The organism is Asticcacaulis aquihabitans (genome assembly GCF_032490435.1).
Taxonomy (GTDB): domain Bacteria; phylum Pseudomonadota; class Alphaproteobacteria; order Caulobacterales; family Caulobacteraceae; genus Asticcacaulis.
The window spans coordinates 590,295-603,638 of sequence record NZ_JAVGWM010000001.1 but is presented as its reverse complement, the minus strand read 5'-3'; the positions used below and the strand labels follow the sequence as shown (position 1 = coordinate 603,638).

The following is a 13,344-nucleotide window of genomic DNA, read 5'->3' as shown; positions in this document are numbered from 1 at the left end:
GTCCGAGCGGGACTCGCACCTATAATCTACGGCCTTTTTAAAGCGTTCCTTTGCGCTGTAAATATGGCACGTCGCCTTACTTCATATTTTCGCGTTTAAGCACAGAGCGACCGAGCTTCAGCAAGGTCTTTTTCAGCTTGTCGTCGGTCACGTCGGCCAGGGAGTGTTGCAGGCTCAATTCTTCCTGCGCCGACAAAGGTTTTGGCCTGACGATAGGTGCCGTCGTCTTCGGTTGGGCCATAACGCCCTGGATGATGCGTATGCGCTCAATCGTCCGCGCGCCGAGGAAGAGGTTGATGCGGTCGATGAGTGTCGAGGAGTTGTGGGTGATCAAGGTGGCGTGGGTCGAATTGGCGACGCGTATTTCCAGCGCGCCACTGGTCGATTGGCGGCCCTTTACGATGCGGACGGGTTCGCTGAGCTTGGCCAGGTTTTCGCCGACAATCTCGTTCCAGCGGTTTTTCAGCTTGCCCGATCCGTCGTCCATGGCTTCGAAACGCGATTGCAGGCTTTTCAGAAGGGGCTGAACCTGTTTTTGTACGGCTGGCGGTGCCTTGGGCATACGCCGAGTGCGAGTCGTGCGTAAGATGCGCACCGATTCTTCCAGGGATGGCAGTTCGCGTTTCATGTCGACGATTATACTGAAGGACACGGCGCTTGTCGCGCGTTTAAGGGCCGGTCTTCTTGATTGGTACGATCGCCATGGCCGAAAGCTCAAATGGCGCGAGGGCGGGCGGGATGCCTACCGCGTCTGGCTGTCCGAAGTCATGTTGCAGCAGACGACCGTGCCGCACGCCACACCCTATTATGAAAAGTTCCTTAAGCTGTGGCCGGGCGTGCGCGACCTGGCGGCGGCCGACGACGGTAAGGTGATGGCCGAATGGGCGGGGCTTGGATATTACGCCCGGGCGCGCAAGCTGCTGGAATGCGCCCGGACCGTCGTGCGCGACTATGACGGCGTCTTTCCTGCCAGCGAAACGGAACTGCTGAAACTGCCCGGCTTTGGCCCCTATACGGCGGCAGCGGTCGCGGCCATCGCCTTCGGATTGCCCGCCAATGTGGTAGACGGCAATATCGAGCGGATCATGACACGGCTCTACGCCATCGAAACGCCGTTGCCGGCGGGCAAGGCCTTGGTGCGCGATGCGGCGGCGCAATGGGTAGACGCAGTGCGCGCCGGGGACTGGCCGCAGGCCCTGATGGATATGGCCAATCTGATCTGCCGGCCGAAATCTCCGGCCTGTGGCGAATGCACGCTGAGCGTAGCTTGCACGGCCAAGGCGCGCGGCGATCAGGAGCGGTTTCCGGTCAAGCTGGCCAAGGCGCCAAAGCCCCGTCGTCATGGTGTCGCCTATGTCATGCTGAATGGCGACCGGGTGATCGTCGAGCGCAGGCCGGACAAGGGATTGCTGGGCGGCATGCTGGGGTTGCCACATGCCGAATGGCGCGCCGAGCCGTACGGCGCGCCGGAAGTGCGCTGGCGCCTGGCCGGCAGTTACGAACACGTCTTTACCCATTTTGCTCTGACACAGCAGGTGTGGGTCAAGGCCGTGTCCGAGGCTGAGGCGACGGCGCTGCTGCGCGATAATAATGCCTGGCAATGGATGCACGTCGGCGAAAAGGCTCTGCCGACCGTGTTTGCCAAGGCGCTGAAACTGAAAGACGCCCGCGTGGAGCCCGATCTGTTCCGATAAAAGACGCTGTCCCGCCGGGTTTTGACAAAAATGTCAAAAACTTCTACCCTGCCGACAAAATAAACAGGCAGGGAAATGGTTATGCGTCGCTTCGTGAAGGTCGGGGCGTTATGCCTATTGTGCTTTGGCGGCTCGCCCGCCTTGGCGGAGGACTATGTCGATCTGTCCGACCTGATCTTCTATTATCGCCCCGAACAGACGCGCTACCGCCCCGATCACATTGATGCCACGGACAGGGATACGGGGCAAAGCGTCACGCTCGTCTGTTCCATCACGCATTCCGGCCATCTGGCCGATTGCGAGCCTGCGGGCGAAGCGGATGCTGAGACCGGCTTTGTCCGCGCCGCCATTCGAAATGTCGAAAGCTGGATCGTTGCGGACTATACCCGGTCCGGGAGCCCGACCGAGGGGCGTCAGGTCTGCGTCACTGTGCGTTTTGACCTGGCCGTCTGACACCTGTCAGTATAGGCATATGAAAAGAGCACGGACGCCGGTCCGTGCTCCTGGTACCGCGGAAGCGTATTTCCGCTTTAGTGTCCTTGGCGGATACGTGAGCGCAGATCGTCGATTGGCTTGAGACCGGCGTCGGACTTGAAGCGCCAATAGGTCCATCCGTTGCAGGCCGGGCTTTGTTCCATCATCGCGCCCATCTTGTGGATGGAGCCGGACAGATCGCCATGCACCAATGAGCCGTCTGCCCGAACGCGGGCGGTCTTCTGACCCTTGGGGCAATACAGCGTATCGCCGGGGTGGATAAGGCCGGCTTCGACCAGGGCGCCGAAGGGCACACGCGGTTCGGCCTTCTTGGAGCCCATGACGGCCAGATCGGATTCCTTGGCCGGGACAACGCGGGCAATGCGTTCGGCCGCCAGCTTCTGATAGGTGGGGTCGCGTTCGATGCCGACGAAATGGCGGCCGAGCCGTTTGGCGGCCGCGCCGGTCGTGCCTGTCCCGAAGAAGGGATCGAGTACGACATGGCCGGGCTTGGAACAGGCCAGCAGGACGCGGTACAGCAAAGCTTCCGGCTTTTGGGTGGGGTGCGCCTTGTTGCCGTTCTCGTCCTTCAGGCGCTCATCGCCCGTGCAGAGAGGAATGGTCCAGTCGGAGCGCATCTGCGTGTCTTCGTTGAACGCTTTCAGCGCGTCGTAATTGAAGGTGTAGCGCTTCTGGCCCTTGGCCTTGGTCGCCCAGATCAGGGTTTCGTGCGCATTGGTGAAGCGCGTGCCCTTGAAATTCGGCATGGGGTTGTTCTTGCGCCAGATGACATCGTTCATGACCCAGAAACCCAGGTCCTGCATGGCGACGCCGAGACGGAAGATGTTGTGATAGGAGCCGATGACCCAGATGGCGCCGTCGTCCTTAAGGACCCGGCGGCATTCGCGCATCCATTCGCGCGTGAACTTGTCATAGGCTTCAAACGACGCGAACTGGTCCCAGTCGTCATCGACCGCGTCGACCTTGGAGTTGTCCGGACGCAGCAGGTCGCCGCCGAGCTGAAGATTATAGGGTGGATCGGCGAAAACCAGATCGACGCTGTTGTCGGGCAGTGATTTCAGCACCTCGATGCACTCACCGGGGTATATGGTGTCGAGCTTGAGCGGCGCCTGCATGACGGGGGCGGACTGGAGGGCGGTCGATTTGCGCAAGACGTAGATCCTTCTGACACGGGTATCGGGCCCGTTTGGGGCCGCAGGGCAGGTAACTCCCTGAATCCGTTCACTAGAATCAGTACGCAGTTAATGGGTGGTTAAATTAACCATGTTGGCGAATCGGTCGGATTCACTTTTTTACGAGTGAGTCCGAAAAGACTCACTTTTGCCCCACCCGGCCGTGTTTGGGGTTATTCGGCGGGGATGCCCGGCTCACGTGACAGGTCGCGGATGGTGGCCCAACTGGTGCGATGAATGGGCGAGGGGCCATGCAGGCGCAGCGCTTCGAGATGGGCGCCGGCCTGGTAGCCCTTATGCTTTTTGAAGCCGTAGACCGGGTAGGTGATATCCATTTCGATCATTATACGATCGCGCGCGGTCTTGGCCAGGATGGAGGCCGCCGCGATCGACAGGGAGCGTGCATCGCCGCCGACAACGGCAGTGGAGGGAATATCCAGCTTCGGGCAGCGATTGCCGTCGATCAAGGCGTGATCGGCGCAAGGGATAAGCGCTTCGACTGCCCGTTTCATACCTTCCATGGTGGCGGCCAGAATATTCAGGCAGTCGATTTCCTCAACCGACATGGTGATCACTGACCAGCAAATGGCGGCTTCCTTGATCAGCGGCTCCAGTTCGAAGCGGCGCTTCTCGGTCAAGGCCTTGGAATCGTCTATGCCGTCAGGAATGCGCGCGGGGTCCAGAATGACGGCGGCGACGCACAAAGGGCCGGCGCACGGTCCGCGTCCGGCTTCGTCGACGCCACAGATGCGTCCGTTCAGGGTGGTTTCGAAACTAAAATCGGCCATGATGACTCGCTCATAAACCGCTTTGCGGCAAATGTTGAGAGCCTTTAGCGCCTCATGATAGGAACCAAATGGCCTTTTTCGGCCACTCGACTAGCGGCGTTTCCCAAAGGTCGGCCGGGCGGCTGTGCTGGACGGGGCCGTGGGGCGTGTCGGATAGGCCGGGCTTTCTATGACCGGTGCGACGGTCCGCATCTGAGTCTTGCCCGCAGGACTGAAATCGAACACGGGGGTATGCGGCGCGTCGCCCTTATCGTGACTTTCGCGTGTGGCCCGTTCATGAGCGGGGCCTTCGAATACACGGGCGACCTCACTTCCATCACCCTTTGGATCAGGGCCAAAGCGATTGCTGCCTTGGGTTCCGGGCAGGATATGGAAGACGAAGGTGACTGTCGCTGGCGCCATATAGGCAAAAAGAATCCAGATCTGGGGGGGAATGGCGTGCGGCGAGGTCCACGCCTCGCTGGCTGGCGTACCGCCGTTGACGTGGTGCAGGCCCGTCATGAATGTCGCGCCAAGGCTAACAAAATAGACCAAAAGGGCAATGATGACGGCGGCGGGCGCAAGTATAACCCACCAGCCCGTCCGATCAGTGTCGTGAAAGCGCCGAACGGCGACCGCGATGGACGGGATGAGAATTGCGAGCGAAAAGAGGCCTTGGAACAGGACGATAAACCTGTTCCCGCCGGAGAGTCTCAGAACTTCGAAAATGACACCAGCAAAACTTTGAAATGCAAACCATTGCCAATATTCGGCGCGCCGCGCGCGGCCATTGAAATCGGCGTACTTGACGAAGGGCTGTAAAAACAGGGGCATTGGGGGATCCTGCGGGATGGGCCAGTACGCGATACTATTGGCCGCATCCTACAGGAAAGCCTTGAAAACAGGCTTAAGTCTTATGGTTAAAACATCACTTCCGGCGTGGCGGGCAGGCCACGGCCCTTGGGATCGGATCCGAAACGATTGGGGCCGGGTGTGCCGTCCGTGACGTAGAAGACCAGCATGACGATCTGGGAAATCAGAATGGGCAAAAAGAGGCACAGGAACATCGAGCCCAACATCTGAAAGACGAATTGCGCGGTCTGGGCGTCGCTCATCTGTCCCTCAGAACCGAGGAGCGTGAAAAACTGCGAGCCAAAGACGATGAAGAATAGGATCATGCCGGCGAACGCCACGACAATAGGCATGACCAGCCACCAGCCTGTGCGATTGATGTCGTGCAGCCGGCGGACGCCAACCGCCAGACTAGGCAGCAGTAGGCCGAGATTGATCAGGCTGAATACCGGCATGATCTGAAGGTAACGGCCCATGAATTGTTCCGGATTGTGACTGTTCAGGTTGATGCCGGTCAGCATGAAGCTGGTGGCAATCGTTCCCATTACCGCGCCGACGAGGATACGGAACAGAACCCATAGCCAGAACTCGGAACGGCGGGAGCGTCCTTGGAAGTCGACATATTTAACCAAGGGCTGGAACATCAGAGGTACGCTGGACATATATGGTCTCCTCAGATTGTAAAGTCAGGTGGGCGAAACGCCAAAACGATTGGGACCCGGAGTGCCGGGCAGGGCGCAAAGGATGTAGACGACGATTTGCGCGAGAGCGCTGGGGATCGCGACCCAGGGCAGCATAAGTTCGAAAATCGGCCATTCCAGTTTGAGAACCGTCAGGGGATTGGCCGTCAGGGCTGGATCGGTTGGCATCTGGCTGACCATGTTCATCATCAAACTTATGATTTGCGGTCCATTGACGGCAAACGCAACAACATAGGCCACTACCGATACGGCGACCGGCATGACGAGCCACCAGCCTGATCGGCCGGTATCGTGCAACCGGCGCACGGCCACCGCCAGATAGGGAACCAGCATAGCCAGATTGATCAGGCTGTAGACAGGCGACCAGCGCAAATAGGCGAAGAGCGCCTGGTCAGTGTCAATACGACCATTGCGGTACGCCGAGCCTATGACAAACGCGGCCAGAACCGCGAGGAACAGGTACATCAGCAACAGAAACAACCAGAATTCGGCGCGGTTGGACCGGCCGCTGAACTCGGCATATTTGAAAAACGGGCGCAACATGGCGGGTGTTTTTGACATGCCGGGCTTCCTGCGCTGCTCAGAAAACGTTGGCGTTGCCGCGACCTTTGGGATCAGGGCCAAACCGGTTTGGGCCCGGTGTGCCGTCCATCAGGTTGAACACTAATGTTACGATGGCGGCGGCGGTGTAGGCCAGGAAGACCCACATCAAGGACAGGATGACAGGCAGAACAGTTGTGATCTGCTCAGGTGTTGGATTTGGCCCGAGGCTGCCCAGAAGCGTCATCTGGCTCATGAAGTTCGCCCCGTTCATTGACAGATAAACGACTAAGGCAATGAGGAAAACCGCCAACGGGAAAACGACCCACCAACCGGTACGGTTGATATCGTGAAAGCGTCGCACGGCGACCGCCAGGGTCGGCAGGAAAATGGCCAGCGAGAAGAGTCGGTTCAATGTAAGAGCTACGTCGCCGATTATCCTGGTCAGGATGCTGAACGCCAGGGCCGCCATGACCTGGAACAGAAACCAAAGCCAGTATTCGGTGCGGCGGGACCGGCCGTTGAACTGCGCGTAGCGCTTTAACGGCAAAAACATCTGTTCCATATCGGTCCCCGAAATCAGTTTCGATAAAGGCTAGCCCTTTTTGGCCATGGCCGCAACCTCGCCATGGCGAAAGCAATCGACGGTATGGTCGTTGACCATGCCGACCGCCTGCATGAAGGCATAGACGATCACCGGGCCGCAGAATTTGTACCCCTCGCTTTTGAGCTTTTTGGCCAGATCACGCGATGCCTGGGTTTCGGTCGGAATCTCTCCATGACGGAAATGATTGGTCACGGGCGTGCGGTCCTGGGCCTCCCAGATAAAATCCGTGAAGGCGATGCCGCGATCCCGCAAATTAAGGGTCAGCCGGGCGCTGTCTATGGCTGCCAGTATCTTGGCGCGCGAGCGGATAATGCCCGTATCGTTCATAAGTCGCTCGATATCCGTATCGTCGAAGCGGGCGACCTTTTCAGGGTCGAAGCCGGCAAAGGCGGCCCGCAGGGAGTCGCGTTTGCGCAGGATGGTAATCCAGGCAAGGCCGGCCTGAAACCCGTCGAGCACAAGCTTCTCCCACAGGGCGCGGGAATCGAATTCTGGCACGCCCCATTCGTCATCATGGTAGGCGCAATACAGAGGGTTGGCTTTCGGCCATGAGCAGCGCGGCTTATCGCACATTTGTATAACCTGTTAATTTATAAATAGATTTCTCGTTCTTACTCATGTAATATCACCGAATCTTACCAATGTTTATACATCCCCAGGGCCAATTTTCGGCCCAATTTCTGGCCCAGTTTCCGGCAGGTGAGGCGCGATCCAGTTTGGGATGTTCAGCATCATTTCGATGCTGTCGGCCGACAGGGGGCCGCCCCGCCGGTCGACTCGTATCAAGCCGAGACCAAGGCCGTTTTCTGCCGCCAGGACGTAGCCGGCACGGCGTTCGCCGCTAAGAACCTCCGCGCCGGTCGCAGGCAAACGATCACCTACATAGCGGAAAGGCAATATGCGGTTCTTTATCTGTCCGCGACGCTTCATTCGCGACGTCAGTTCCTGACCGACATAGCAGCCCTTGTGAAAATCAATGGCGCCGAGAAGATCGAGATTGGCGTCGATGGGGTAGAGGTCGTCGCGGGCGAAATCCAGGCCCGGATCGCTCAAACCCTGCGCAAACCGGAAGGCCGTCCACGCGGCCAGGTCCGTCGTTTCGCCCGTCCACCCGTAGGCCACGCCAAAGTTTGAATCAATGATTGATTTTCGTGGATCCACCATGAAACCGTCCGGCAGATTATGACCGAATGCGACATGGACCGGCAGGTCGATCGGCGCAATTGTCACCTTGGCGCGAAGCCGATACATGTTCAGTTTAGCGACCAGTTCGTCGCGTTCGCATAGAGGGATATCGATTCGCACCTCATCTGACGATACCGCGTGCAGCAGGGCGTCACAGATCATTTTTCCTTGAGGCCGCAGAAAAGCCCCATAGTACGGTTTAAGGAATTCCCCCTTGTTTGCCGCCTCGGCCAAAGGGTCGATATGCGCCGTGCAGAGTCCCTTCAGGAATGACGCCCAGTCAGGACCGGAGACGGAGATCAGAGCACGGTGTGACAGGTGGACAATAGTATGGTCAATCATTGATTTTTTCGATGGCGTTTCAATTGGGGGTGTGTCTGGCGCGTTGGGTTATGGAGCGTTTACGTATGGGGTGGTTACGGATTAAGTATGCAACATGAAGGGTGACTTCCCGATTCTCCTGCTGGCCATTTGCGATCCCGCCAAGGTGCTTGCCCTGAGTGGCGTAATCGCGCGTTTGAAGCACGAAATTCCCCATGCCCGCATTACGCTTGCCACGACATCCGCTTCGGCGCAGCTGTTTGAAGATGATCAGTTTGTCGATGAGATACAAGCCTTCGATGGCGCCTTATTTCACCTCAAGGCGCTGGGGACCTTAAGCGAACTCAGTCGACGGCGCTGGGGATTGGTTGTCGATATCGGCCCTACCCTGATTTCGCGCATGATGAAGGCCAAGACGCGTTTCACCCTCAACCCCAATGATCCCGCTGGCGTCCTGGAGCAGATCAGCGCCAAGCTCCAACTCCAGCCGGGCGAGGTCGCGCCCGGATTGCGCGTGTCTGCGCGCCGCGAAGCGCAGGTGCGCAACCTGATTGACAATGGGCGCGGAGAGGCTCCGGCTATCGTAATCGCGCCGGGGGCAGGCTGGCTTGGGCGTCGCTGGCCGACCGAGCGCTTCGCGGTTCTGGCCACGCGCCTGATGCGTGAAGACGGCCCCTTCGCCAATCATCGTTTGCTGGTCATCGGCGCCGACACCGAACGCGACACGCTTCAGGCGCTACGCATGGCGACGCCGCGGGCTCAGGTTCTAGAGGTCGGCGAAACTCATAGCCTGCTGACCGCCTATGCGGCGCTGAGGCATGCGGCGGTGTTTATCGGCAATGACGAGGTTTGGTTCCATCTGGCCGCCGCTGCCGGTGCACCGACCTTCGGCCTATTCGGACCATCGGACGAATCGACCGCGCCAATCGGGCGCAATGTTCACGTCATTCGTGGCCCACGCAGTCTGGCCGAGATACAGGCTGTAGATCCGAAGTTGAAACAGACGGTGTGTCATATGCTGGATCTCACCATCGAACGCGTTGCGGCGGTGGTCGAAAGCGAAGCCGGTGGCGTCATACTGTCAACCGATGCCGTCAATTAAATAGCCTTCACGTAATGGTGCGCGGCCTTGCCCAGACGCGGCGGCGGGACTAAAACCATAAACGATTGGACGGAACGGTTATGGCGGCATTTTTTTGTTTTTACCGCCTGACCGCCGTGAAAAGTGCTGACACCTTATCCGGAAGCGCTCTAGTGTCCGCCCGACTGAAAGGATTCTCCCGTGGCTAAAAATTTCGACCTGGTTATCCGTAACGCGGACATCATCAATCATGCGGGCCGGGGGCGCGGCGATATCGGCATCGTCAACGGAAAGTTTGCCGGTTTCGGCGACCTGTCCCATGCGTCGGCCGGAGAAATCTTCGACGCCACCGGGCTTTTGGCCATGCCGGGCGTTATCGATACTCAGGTGCACTTTCGCGAACCGGGCCTGGAATGGAAGGAAGACCTGGAAACGGGATCTCAGGCCGCCGTCATGGGCGGTGTGGTCGCGGTCTTCGAAATGCCGAATACCAACCCTACCACCACGGATGCCGAGGCATTTGCCGACAAGCTGAAGCGGGCGCATCATCGTATGCATTGCGACCACGCCTTCTATGTCGGCGGCACTCACGAAAATGTCCATGACCTGGGGGAGCTTGAGCGGTTGAAGGGCTGCTGCGGCGTCAAGGTCTTTATGGGCGCCTCCACGGGGACCCTGCTGATTGCCGACGATGAGGGCGTGGCCAATGTTCTGGCCAATGTCAATCGTCGCGCCACCTTCCACAGCGAAGACGAATATCGCCTGGCCGAACGGCGCCCCCTGGCGCGCGAAGGCGACTGGACCAGCCATGATTTCGTACGCGATGCCCAGTCGGCCATTCAATCGACGGAGCGCCTGGTCCGTCTGGCGCGCGAAGCGGGCAAGCGCATCCACGTGCTGCACGTCACTACGCGCGAAGAGATCGAATTCCTGGTCGGCCATAAGGACATCGCCACCGTCGAAATCACCCCTCAGCATCTGACGCTGGAAGCTCCGGAAGCCTATGAGCGCCTGAAGGGATTGGCCCAGATGAATCCGCCGATCCGCGACCGCTATCATGTCGAAGGTCTGTGGCACGGCATCACGGGCGGAATCGCCGATGTGCTCGGATCCGATCACGCTCCCCACACCCTCGAAGAAAAAGCCAAACCCTATCCGGCCTCGCCGTCGGGCATGCCGGGCGTGCAGACCCTGTTGCCGGTCATGCTGACCCACGTCGCCAATGGCCGCCTGTCGCTTGAACGCCTGGTTGATTTGACCTCGGCCGGCGCCCAGCGCGTCTTCGGTGTGGCGGGCAAAGGCCGTATGGCTGAAGGCTATGACGGCGATGTCACCCTGGTCGATCTCAACCATAAGCGCGTCCTGCGCCATGCCGACATGCGCACGCGCTCCGGCTGGACGCCGTTCGATGGCATGGAAGTGACCGGTTGGCCCAAGGCCACCATCATTCGCGGCAAGGTGGTCATGCGTGACGACGAAATCGTCGGGCCGTCGCAAGGCGAGGCCTGCCGATTTATGGAAAGCCTGTAGGTTTACCCTATCGGGATTTTGACATCGCCGGACCGGAGGCGCAGGTGGCCAGAACCGTCTGCCGGTGCGCGTCGTCATCCCTGTGTTCCGGCGTGTCGGTCACGCGCGACACGTAGATATCGGGCGACAGTGCCTTTTCCGGCGGACCGGCCCATTGTCCCGCCAGGTCGAGCGCCAGGCCGGGGAGGCATATGATTGGCTGGGCCTTGGCCCACTGGGCGAAGAGGTCGGCCAGAACGGCCGATCCATCCGGGCGTCGCTGCAACAGCCAGACCGTGCCGTTGGCGATAATGACATCACCTTGCGCCCCGGTCAGATGATTATCCGCGCCTTCCAGCCCGTAGGCTGTGACGTAGGTCGTCCGTCCGGCCGCCTTCAAACCGATGCGCAGGCCATCGAACTTGCCGACGTCGAAATTGCCTGCGCCGGCTTGACTGTTCACCAGCACGGCGCGGTCATTGCCGACCTTGCGCCACAGCGCGTCGCTGTAGCTGCCTTCCGCAGGCTGAGTCACGGCCAGAAGCGGCAAGCTCTTGGACGCATCGGCAGGGAGGGGCATCCACTTGCCGTCCTGCCATATATGGCAGCGATCGGCAGTTGCACAATCGCCGGCGCGCGCCTGGACGCTTATCTGGTCTTGACCAGGATAGAGAGCGACTATGGCCTTAGGCGGAGGCGCGTCTACCACCAGAAAACTATTATCCTTTGGCTTGGGATGGAGCCAGGCATTGATCTGGTCGCAGCCGGCGAGCGGCGCGGCCAGACATATCGCCGCCGTCAGTAAAATGCGTCTTTTCATCACTGTCTCCAAGGCCTTAGCTAAACTGTCTAACCCAGCAAATGGACATGAAAAAGGCCCGCGTGGCGAAAACCACGCGGGCCGGATATCACGCCAGGTGCTGTCTTAGTCAGCCGAAGCGTAGGTGCCGTTGTCCTTGATCTCGCACTGGATTGGATCCTTGTGCGCCTTGGCGATCTTGCAGGGCACGGAGTCGGTCAGCTTGTTACGGTCTGGCGACAGAACGCCAAGATAGCCACGCTTGTTCTTGCAGGCGACTTCGACCAGGACGGCGTTTTCAACGCTGTCGGATTCGCCAATGTAGCGGACTTCGCCGACATCGCAATCCTTGCCCGGCTGGGCGATCTTGATCAGCTTGTCGACCTGGGCGGTCAGGGTGGTCGTCGTGGTCAGCGTGCAGCTTTTGCGAACAGTGGCGTCCATGAAACAATCATAGGCCTTGAGCGCGGACTTGCTACCCGTTTGCGGCACGAAGCCGATCAGGCCCCAGGGCTGCTCTTTGCACTTGAACTCGATATAGTCACGCTTGGTCTGTTCCTGGGTGCCGACAACGTTGTAGTCTTCGACAGTGCAGGGGAAGCCGCCCTTGGCGAGTTGGGCAGAAAAGGCGCCCTTGGCGTCAGCCATGGCCGCGCCGGCGTCCGTGAATTTACATCCGCCGAGACCGGCGGCGCTGGCGCACGGAACGCTGCGTTCGAACGTATTGTCGACCTTGGTGGCCACGATGAAACCTGGCTTGTTGGCGCAGCCGAATTCGTAATAGTAACCATCGCCCGCGGTAGTGACGCCGACAAAGCGGGCATTATTTACCTGACAATCCGCGTCAGCGACCTTGGCGACGGCCTTAAGCGGCTCCATCATCTGCTCTTTGGTCGTGTACTGGCAGGCCGAGTTTGAGCCTTCCAGAAGGATGCAGCTCTTGAATTCGGTCGGTGCGGTTTGGCCGAGTTGGGCGTAGTCCAGAACCCCACCCGCATGGCCAGCACAACCGACTTCATAGCGGTCGATGAGGGGAGCGGTGCTTGTGGATCCAATGACGCGGGCATTGTTGATTTCGCAGCCCGGAATGAAGGGTTGTACGACCGATTGCAGCCACTTGTAGTGGGGCTTGTTTTCCGGCAGCAGGCACAGGATGGAGTCCTTGCGGGTTTCCTGAAGCTTAGCGGCGAGCGAACAGGTAAAGGCCTGGCCGACTTCGGTCGGCGATACGCTGGTGATGACGAAGCCGGGACCGGTCTTGCACGCCACTTCGTAAAGTTGGCCCTTGACCTTGGCGCCGTTCTTATCAAATTCGGTGCCGCCCATCAGATAGGCGTCGACCGGCTCGCAGTTGATCTTGGCGAGGGCGATCATCGGTCCGACCTCGGTCAGGCTCTTGGCCTGGACCGCCGGATCGATCTTGAATTCGCCGGTCGCGGCGACCGGTTCGGCCTTTTTCGGTGCGGCGTAGGCGGCATTGGCGCCAACGCCGGCGATCACCGCCAGGCTCAAAGCGATAGCGACGGTTTTAGCCCGTTCGGCTATGCGCGTAAATTTCGGAAATAGGTTCATGTGGGCGACTCTCCGCGGCTCAACCTGTAAGTAGGCCGCGATGTGCTAC

General features: G+C 59.4%; 15 protein-coding genes. 4 read left to right on the top strand and 11 right to left on the bottom strand.

Going from position 1 to position 13,344, the window contains the following annotated elements:
• Window positions 1-76: 76 nt before the first annotated feature.
• Window positions 77-628: a DciA family protein gene (locus RCJ00_RS02980; RefSeq protein WP_316220176.1), complete on the bottom strand. Its 552-nt coding sequence runs from the start codon at window positions 626-628 to the stop codon at window positions 77-79.
• On the opposite strand from RCJ00_RS02980, the gene RCJ00_RS02975 reads away from it, so the two are divergent.
• Together RCJ00_RS02975 and RCJ00_RS02970 are read left to right on the top strand one after the other, a co-directional pair.
• Entirely contained in the window at window positions 627-1,694 is a 1,068-nt protein-coding gene (locus tag RCJ00_RS02975) for an A/G-specific adenine glycosylase (protein ID WP_316220174.1), read from the top strand. The genes RCJ00_RS02980 and RCJ00_RS02975 overlap by 2 nt on opposite strands.
• Before the next feature lie 81 nt (window positions 1,695-1,775).
• Window positions 1,776-2,147 carry a hypothetical protein gene (locus RCJ00_RS02970; protein ID WP_316220172.1) on the top strand — a complete coding sequence of 124 codons (372 nt, stop codon included), beginning with the start codon at window positions 1,776-1,778 and terminating at the stop codon, window positions 2,145-2,147.
• 77 nt (window positions 2,148-2,224) lie between these two features.
• Here RCJ00_RS02970 and RCJ00_RS02965 read toward each other — a convergent pair whose 3' ends face one another.
• The 8 genes from RCJ00_RS02965 to ygfZ all read right to left on the bottom strand — a co-directional run bounded on the left by RCJ00_RS02965 (window position 2,225) and on the right by ygfZ (window position 8,355).
• Window positions 2,225-3,304: a site-specific DNA-methyltransferase gene (locus tag RCJ00_RS02965; RefSeq protein ID WP_316221080.1), complete on the bottom strand. Its 1,080-nt coding sequence runs from the start codon at window positions 3,302-3,304 to the stop codon at window positions 2,225-2,227.
• Window positions 3,305-3,534: 230 nt separating this feature from the next.
• A complete protein-coding gene (rnhB, locus tag RCJ00_RS02960) occupies window positions 3,535-4,149 on the bottom strand; it encodes a ribonuclease HII (protein WP_316220170.1) in 615 nt (204 codons plus the stop codon).
• Between the two features lie 90 nt (window positions 4,150-4,239).
• The gene (locus tag RCJ00_RS02955) at window positions 4,240-4,962 is read right to left on the bottom strand and encodes a DUF805 domain-containing protein (RefSeq protein ID WP_316220169.1); all 723 of its coding nucleotides are present in this window, start codon (window positions 4,960-4,962) and stop codon (window positions 4,240-4,242) included.
• 86 nt (window positions 4,963-5,048) lie between these two features.
• Entirely contained in the window at window positions 5,049-5,642 is a 594-nt protein-coding gene (locus RCJ00_RS02950) for a DUF805 domain-containing protein (RefSeq protein WP_316220167.1), read from the bottom strand.
• Between the two features lie 24 nt (window positions 5,643-5,666).
• Complete coding sequence (locus RCJ00_RS02945; RefSeq protein ID WP_316220165.1) at window positions 5,667-6,242, bottom strand: DUF805 domain-containing protein; 576 nt, start codon at window positions 6,240-6,242, stop codon at window positions 5,667-5,669.
• 19 nt (window positions 6,243-6,261) lie between these two features.
• Window positions 6,262-6,786 (bottom strand): DUF805 domain-containing protein, encoded by a 525-nt coding sequence (locus RCJ00_RS02940; protein ID WP_316220164.1) that lies wholly within the window; start codon window positions 6,784-6,786, stop codon window positions 6,262-6,264.
• 30 nt (window positions 6,787-6,816) lie between these two features.
• Window positions 6,817-7,401 carry a DNA-3-methyladenine glycosylase I gene (locus tag RCJ00_RS02935; protein WP_316220162.1) on the bottom strand — a complete coding sequence of 195 codons (585 nt, stop codon included), beginning with the start codon at window positions 7,399-7,401 and terminating at the stop codon, window positions 6,817-6,819.
• Between the two features lie 72 nt (window positions 7,402-7,473).
• A complete protein-coding gene (gene ygfZ / locus RCJ00_RS02930) occupies window positions 7,474-8,355 on the bottom strand; it encodes a CAF17-like 4Fe-4S cluster assembly/insertion protein YgfZ (protein WP_316220161.1) in 882 nt (293 codons plus the stop codon).
• 94 nt (window positions 8,356-8,449) lie between these two features.
• On the opposite strand from ygfZ, the gene RCJ00_RS02925 reads away from it, so the two are divergent.
• Both RCJ00_RS02925 and RCJ00_RS02920 read left to right on the top strand, forming a co-directional pair.
• Window positions 8,450-9,436 (top strand): glycosyltransferase family 9 protein, encoded by a 987-nt coding sequence (locus RCJ00_RS02925; protein WP_316220160.1) that lies wholly within the window; start codon window positions 8,450-8,452, stop codon window positions 9,434-9,436.
• A 180-nt stretch (window positions 9,437-9,616) separates the two neighbouring features.
• Window positions 9,617-10,945, top strand: coding sequence for a dihydroorotase (locus RCJ00_RS02920; protein ID WP_316220159.1), 1,329 nt, complete (start codon window positions 9,617-9,619; stop codon window positions 10,943-10,945).
• 7 nt (window positions 10,946-10,952) lie between these two features.
• Here RCJ00_RS02920 and RCJ00_RS02915 read toward each other — a convergent pair whose 3' ends face one another.
• Both RCJ00_RS02915 and RCJ00_RS02910 read right to left on the bottom strand, forming a co-directional pair.
• On the bottom strand, window positions 10,953-11,744 hold the full coding sequence (locus RCJ00_RS02915) for a hypothetical protein (RefSeq protein ID WP_316220158.1): 792 nt from the start codon (window positions 11,742-11,744) through the stop codon (window positions 10,953-10,955).
• Window positions 11,745-11,849: 105 nt separating this feature from the next.
• On the bottom strand, window positions 11,850-13,295 hold the full coding sequence (locus RCJ00_RS02910; RefSeq protein ID WP_316220157.1) for a hypothetical protein: 1,446 nt from the start codon (window positions 13,293-13,295) through the stop codon (window positions 11,850-11,852).
• Window positions 13,296-13,344: the final 49 nt, after the last annotated feature.

Excerpts from the sequence above, each read along its gene's own strand:
- RCJ00_RS02975 (WP_316220174.1), top strand. The coding sequence starts at position 627 with ATGTCGACGATTATACTGAAGGACACGGCGCTTGTCGCGCGTTTAAGG.
- RCJ00_RS02980 (WP_316220176.1), bottom strand. The coding sequence starts at position 628 with ATGAAACGCGAACTGCCATCCCTGGAAGAATCGGTGCGCATCTTACGC.
- RCJ00_RS02970 (WP_316220172.1), top strand. The coding sequence starts at position 1,776 with ATGCGTCGCTTCGTGAAGGTCGGGGCGTTATGCCTATTGTGCTTTGGC.
- RCJ00_RS02965 (WP_316221080.1), bottom strand. The coding sequence starts at position 3,304 with ATGCAGGCGCCGCTCAAGCTCGACACCATATACCCCGGTGAGTGCATC.
- rnhB (WP_316220170.1), bottom strand. The coding sequence starts at position 4,149 with ATGGCCGATTTTAGTTTCGAAACCACCCTGAACGGACGCATCTGTGGC.
- RCJ00_RS02955 (WP_316220169.1), bottom strand. The coding sequence starts at position 4,962 with ATGCCCCTGTTTTTACAGCCCTTCGTCAAGTACGCCGATTTCAATGGC.
- RCJ00_RS02950 (WP_316220167.1), bottom strand. The coding sequence starts at position 5,642 with ATGTCCAGCGTACCTCTGATGTTCCAGCCCTTGGTTAAATATGTCGAC.
- RCJ00_RS02945 (WP_316220165.1), bottom strand. The coding sequence starts at position 6,242 with ATGTCAAAAACACCCGCCATGTTGCGCCCGTTTTTCAAATATGCCGAG.
- RCJ00_RS02940 (WP_316220164.1), bottom strand. The coding sequence starts at position 6,786 with ATGGAACAGATGTTTTTGCCGTTAAAGCGCTACGCGCAGTTCAACGGC.
- RCJ00_RS02935 (WP_316220162.1), bottom strand. The coding sequence starts at position 7,401 with ATGTGCGATAAGCCGCGCTGCTCATGGCCGAAAGCCAACCCTCTGTAT.
- ygfZ (WP_316220161.1), bottom strand. The coding sequence starts at position 8,355 with ATGATTGACCATACTATTGTCCACCTGTCACACCGTGCTCTGATCTCC.
- RCJ00_RS02925 (WP_316220160.1), top strand. The coding sequence starts at position 8,450 with ATGAAGGGTGACTTCCCGATTCTCCTGCTGGCCATTTGCGATCCCGCC.
- RCJ00_RS02915 (WP_316220158.1), bottom strand. The coding sequence starts at position 11,744 with ATGAAAAGACGCATTTTACTGACGGCGGCGATATGTCTGGCCGCGCCG.
- RCJ00_RS02910 (WP_316220157.1), bottom strand. The coding sequence starts at position 13,295 with ATGAACCTATTTCCGAAATTTACGCGCATAGCCGAACGGGCTAAAACC.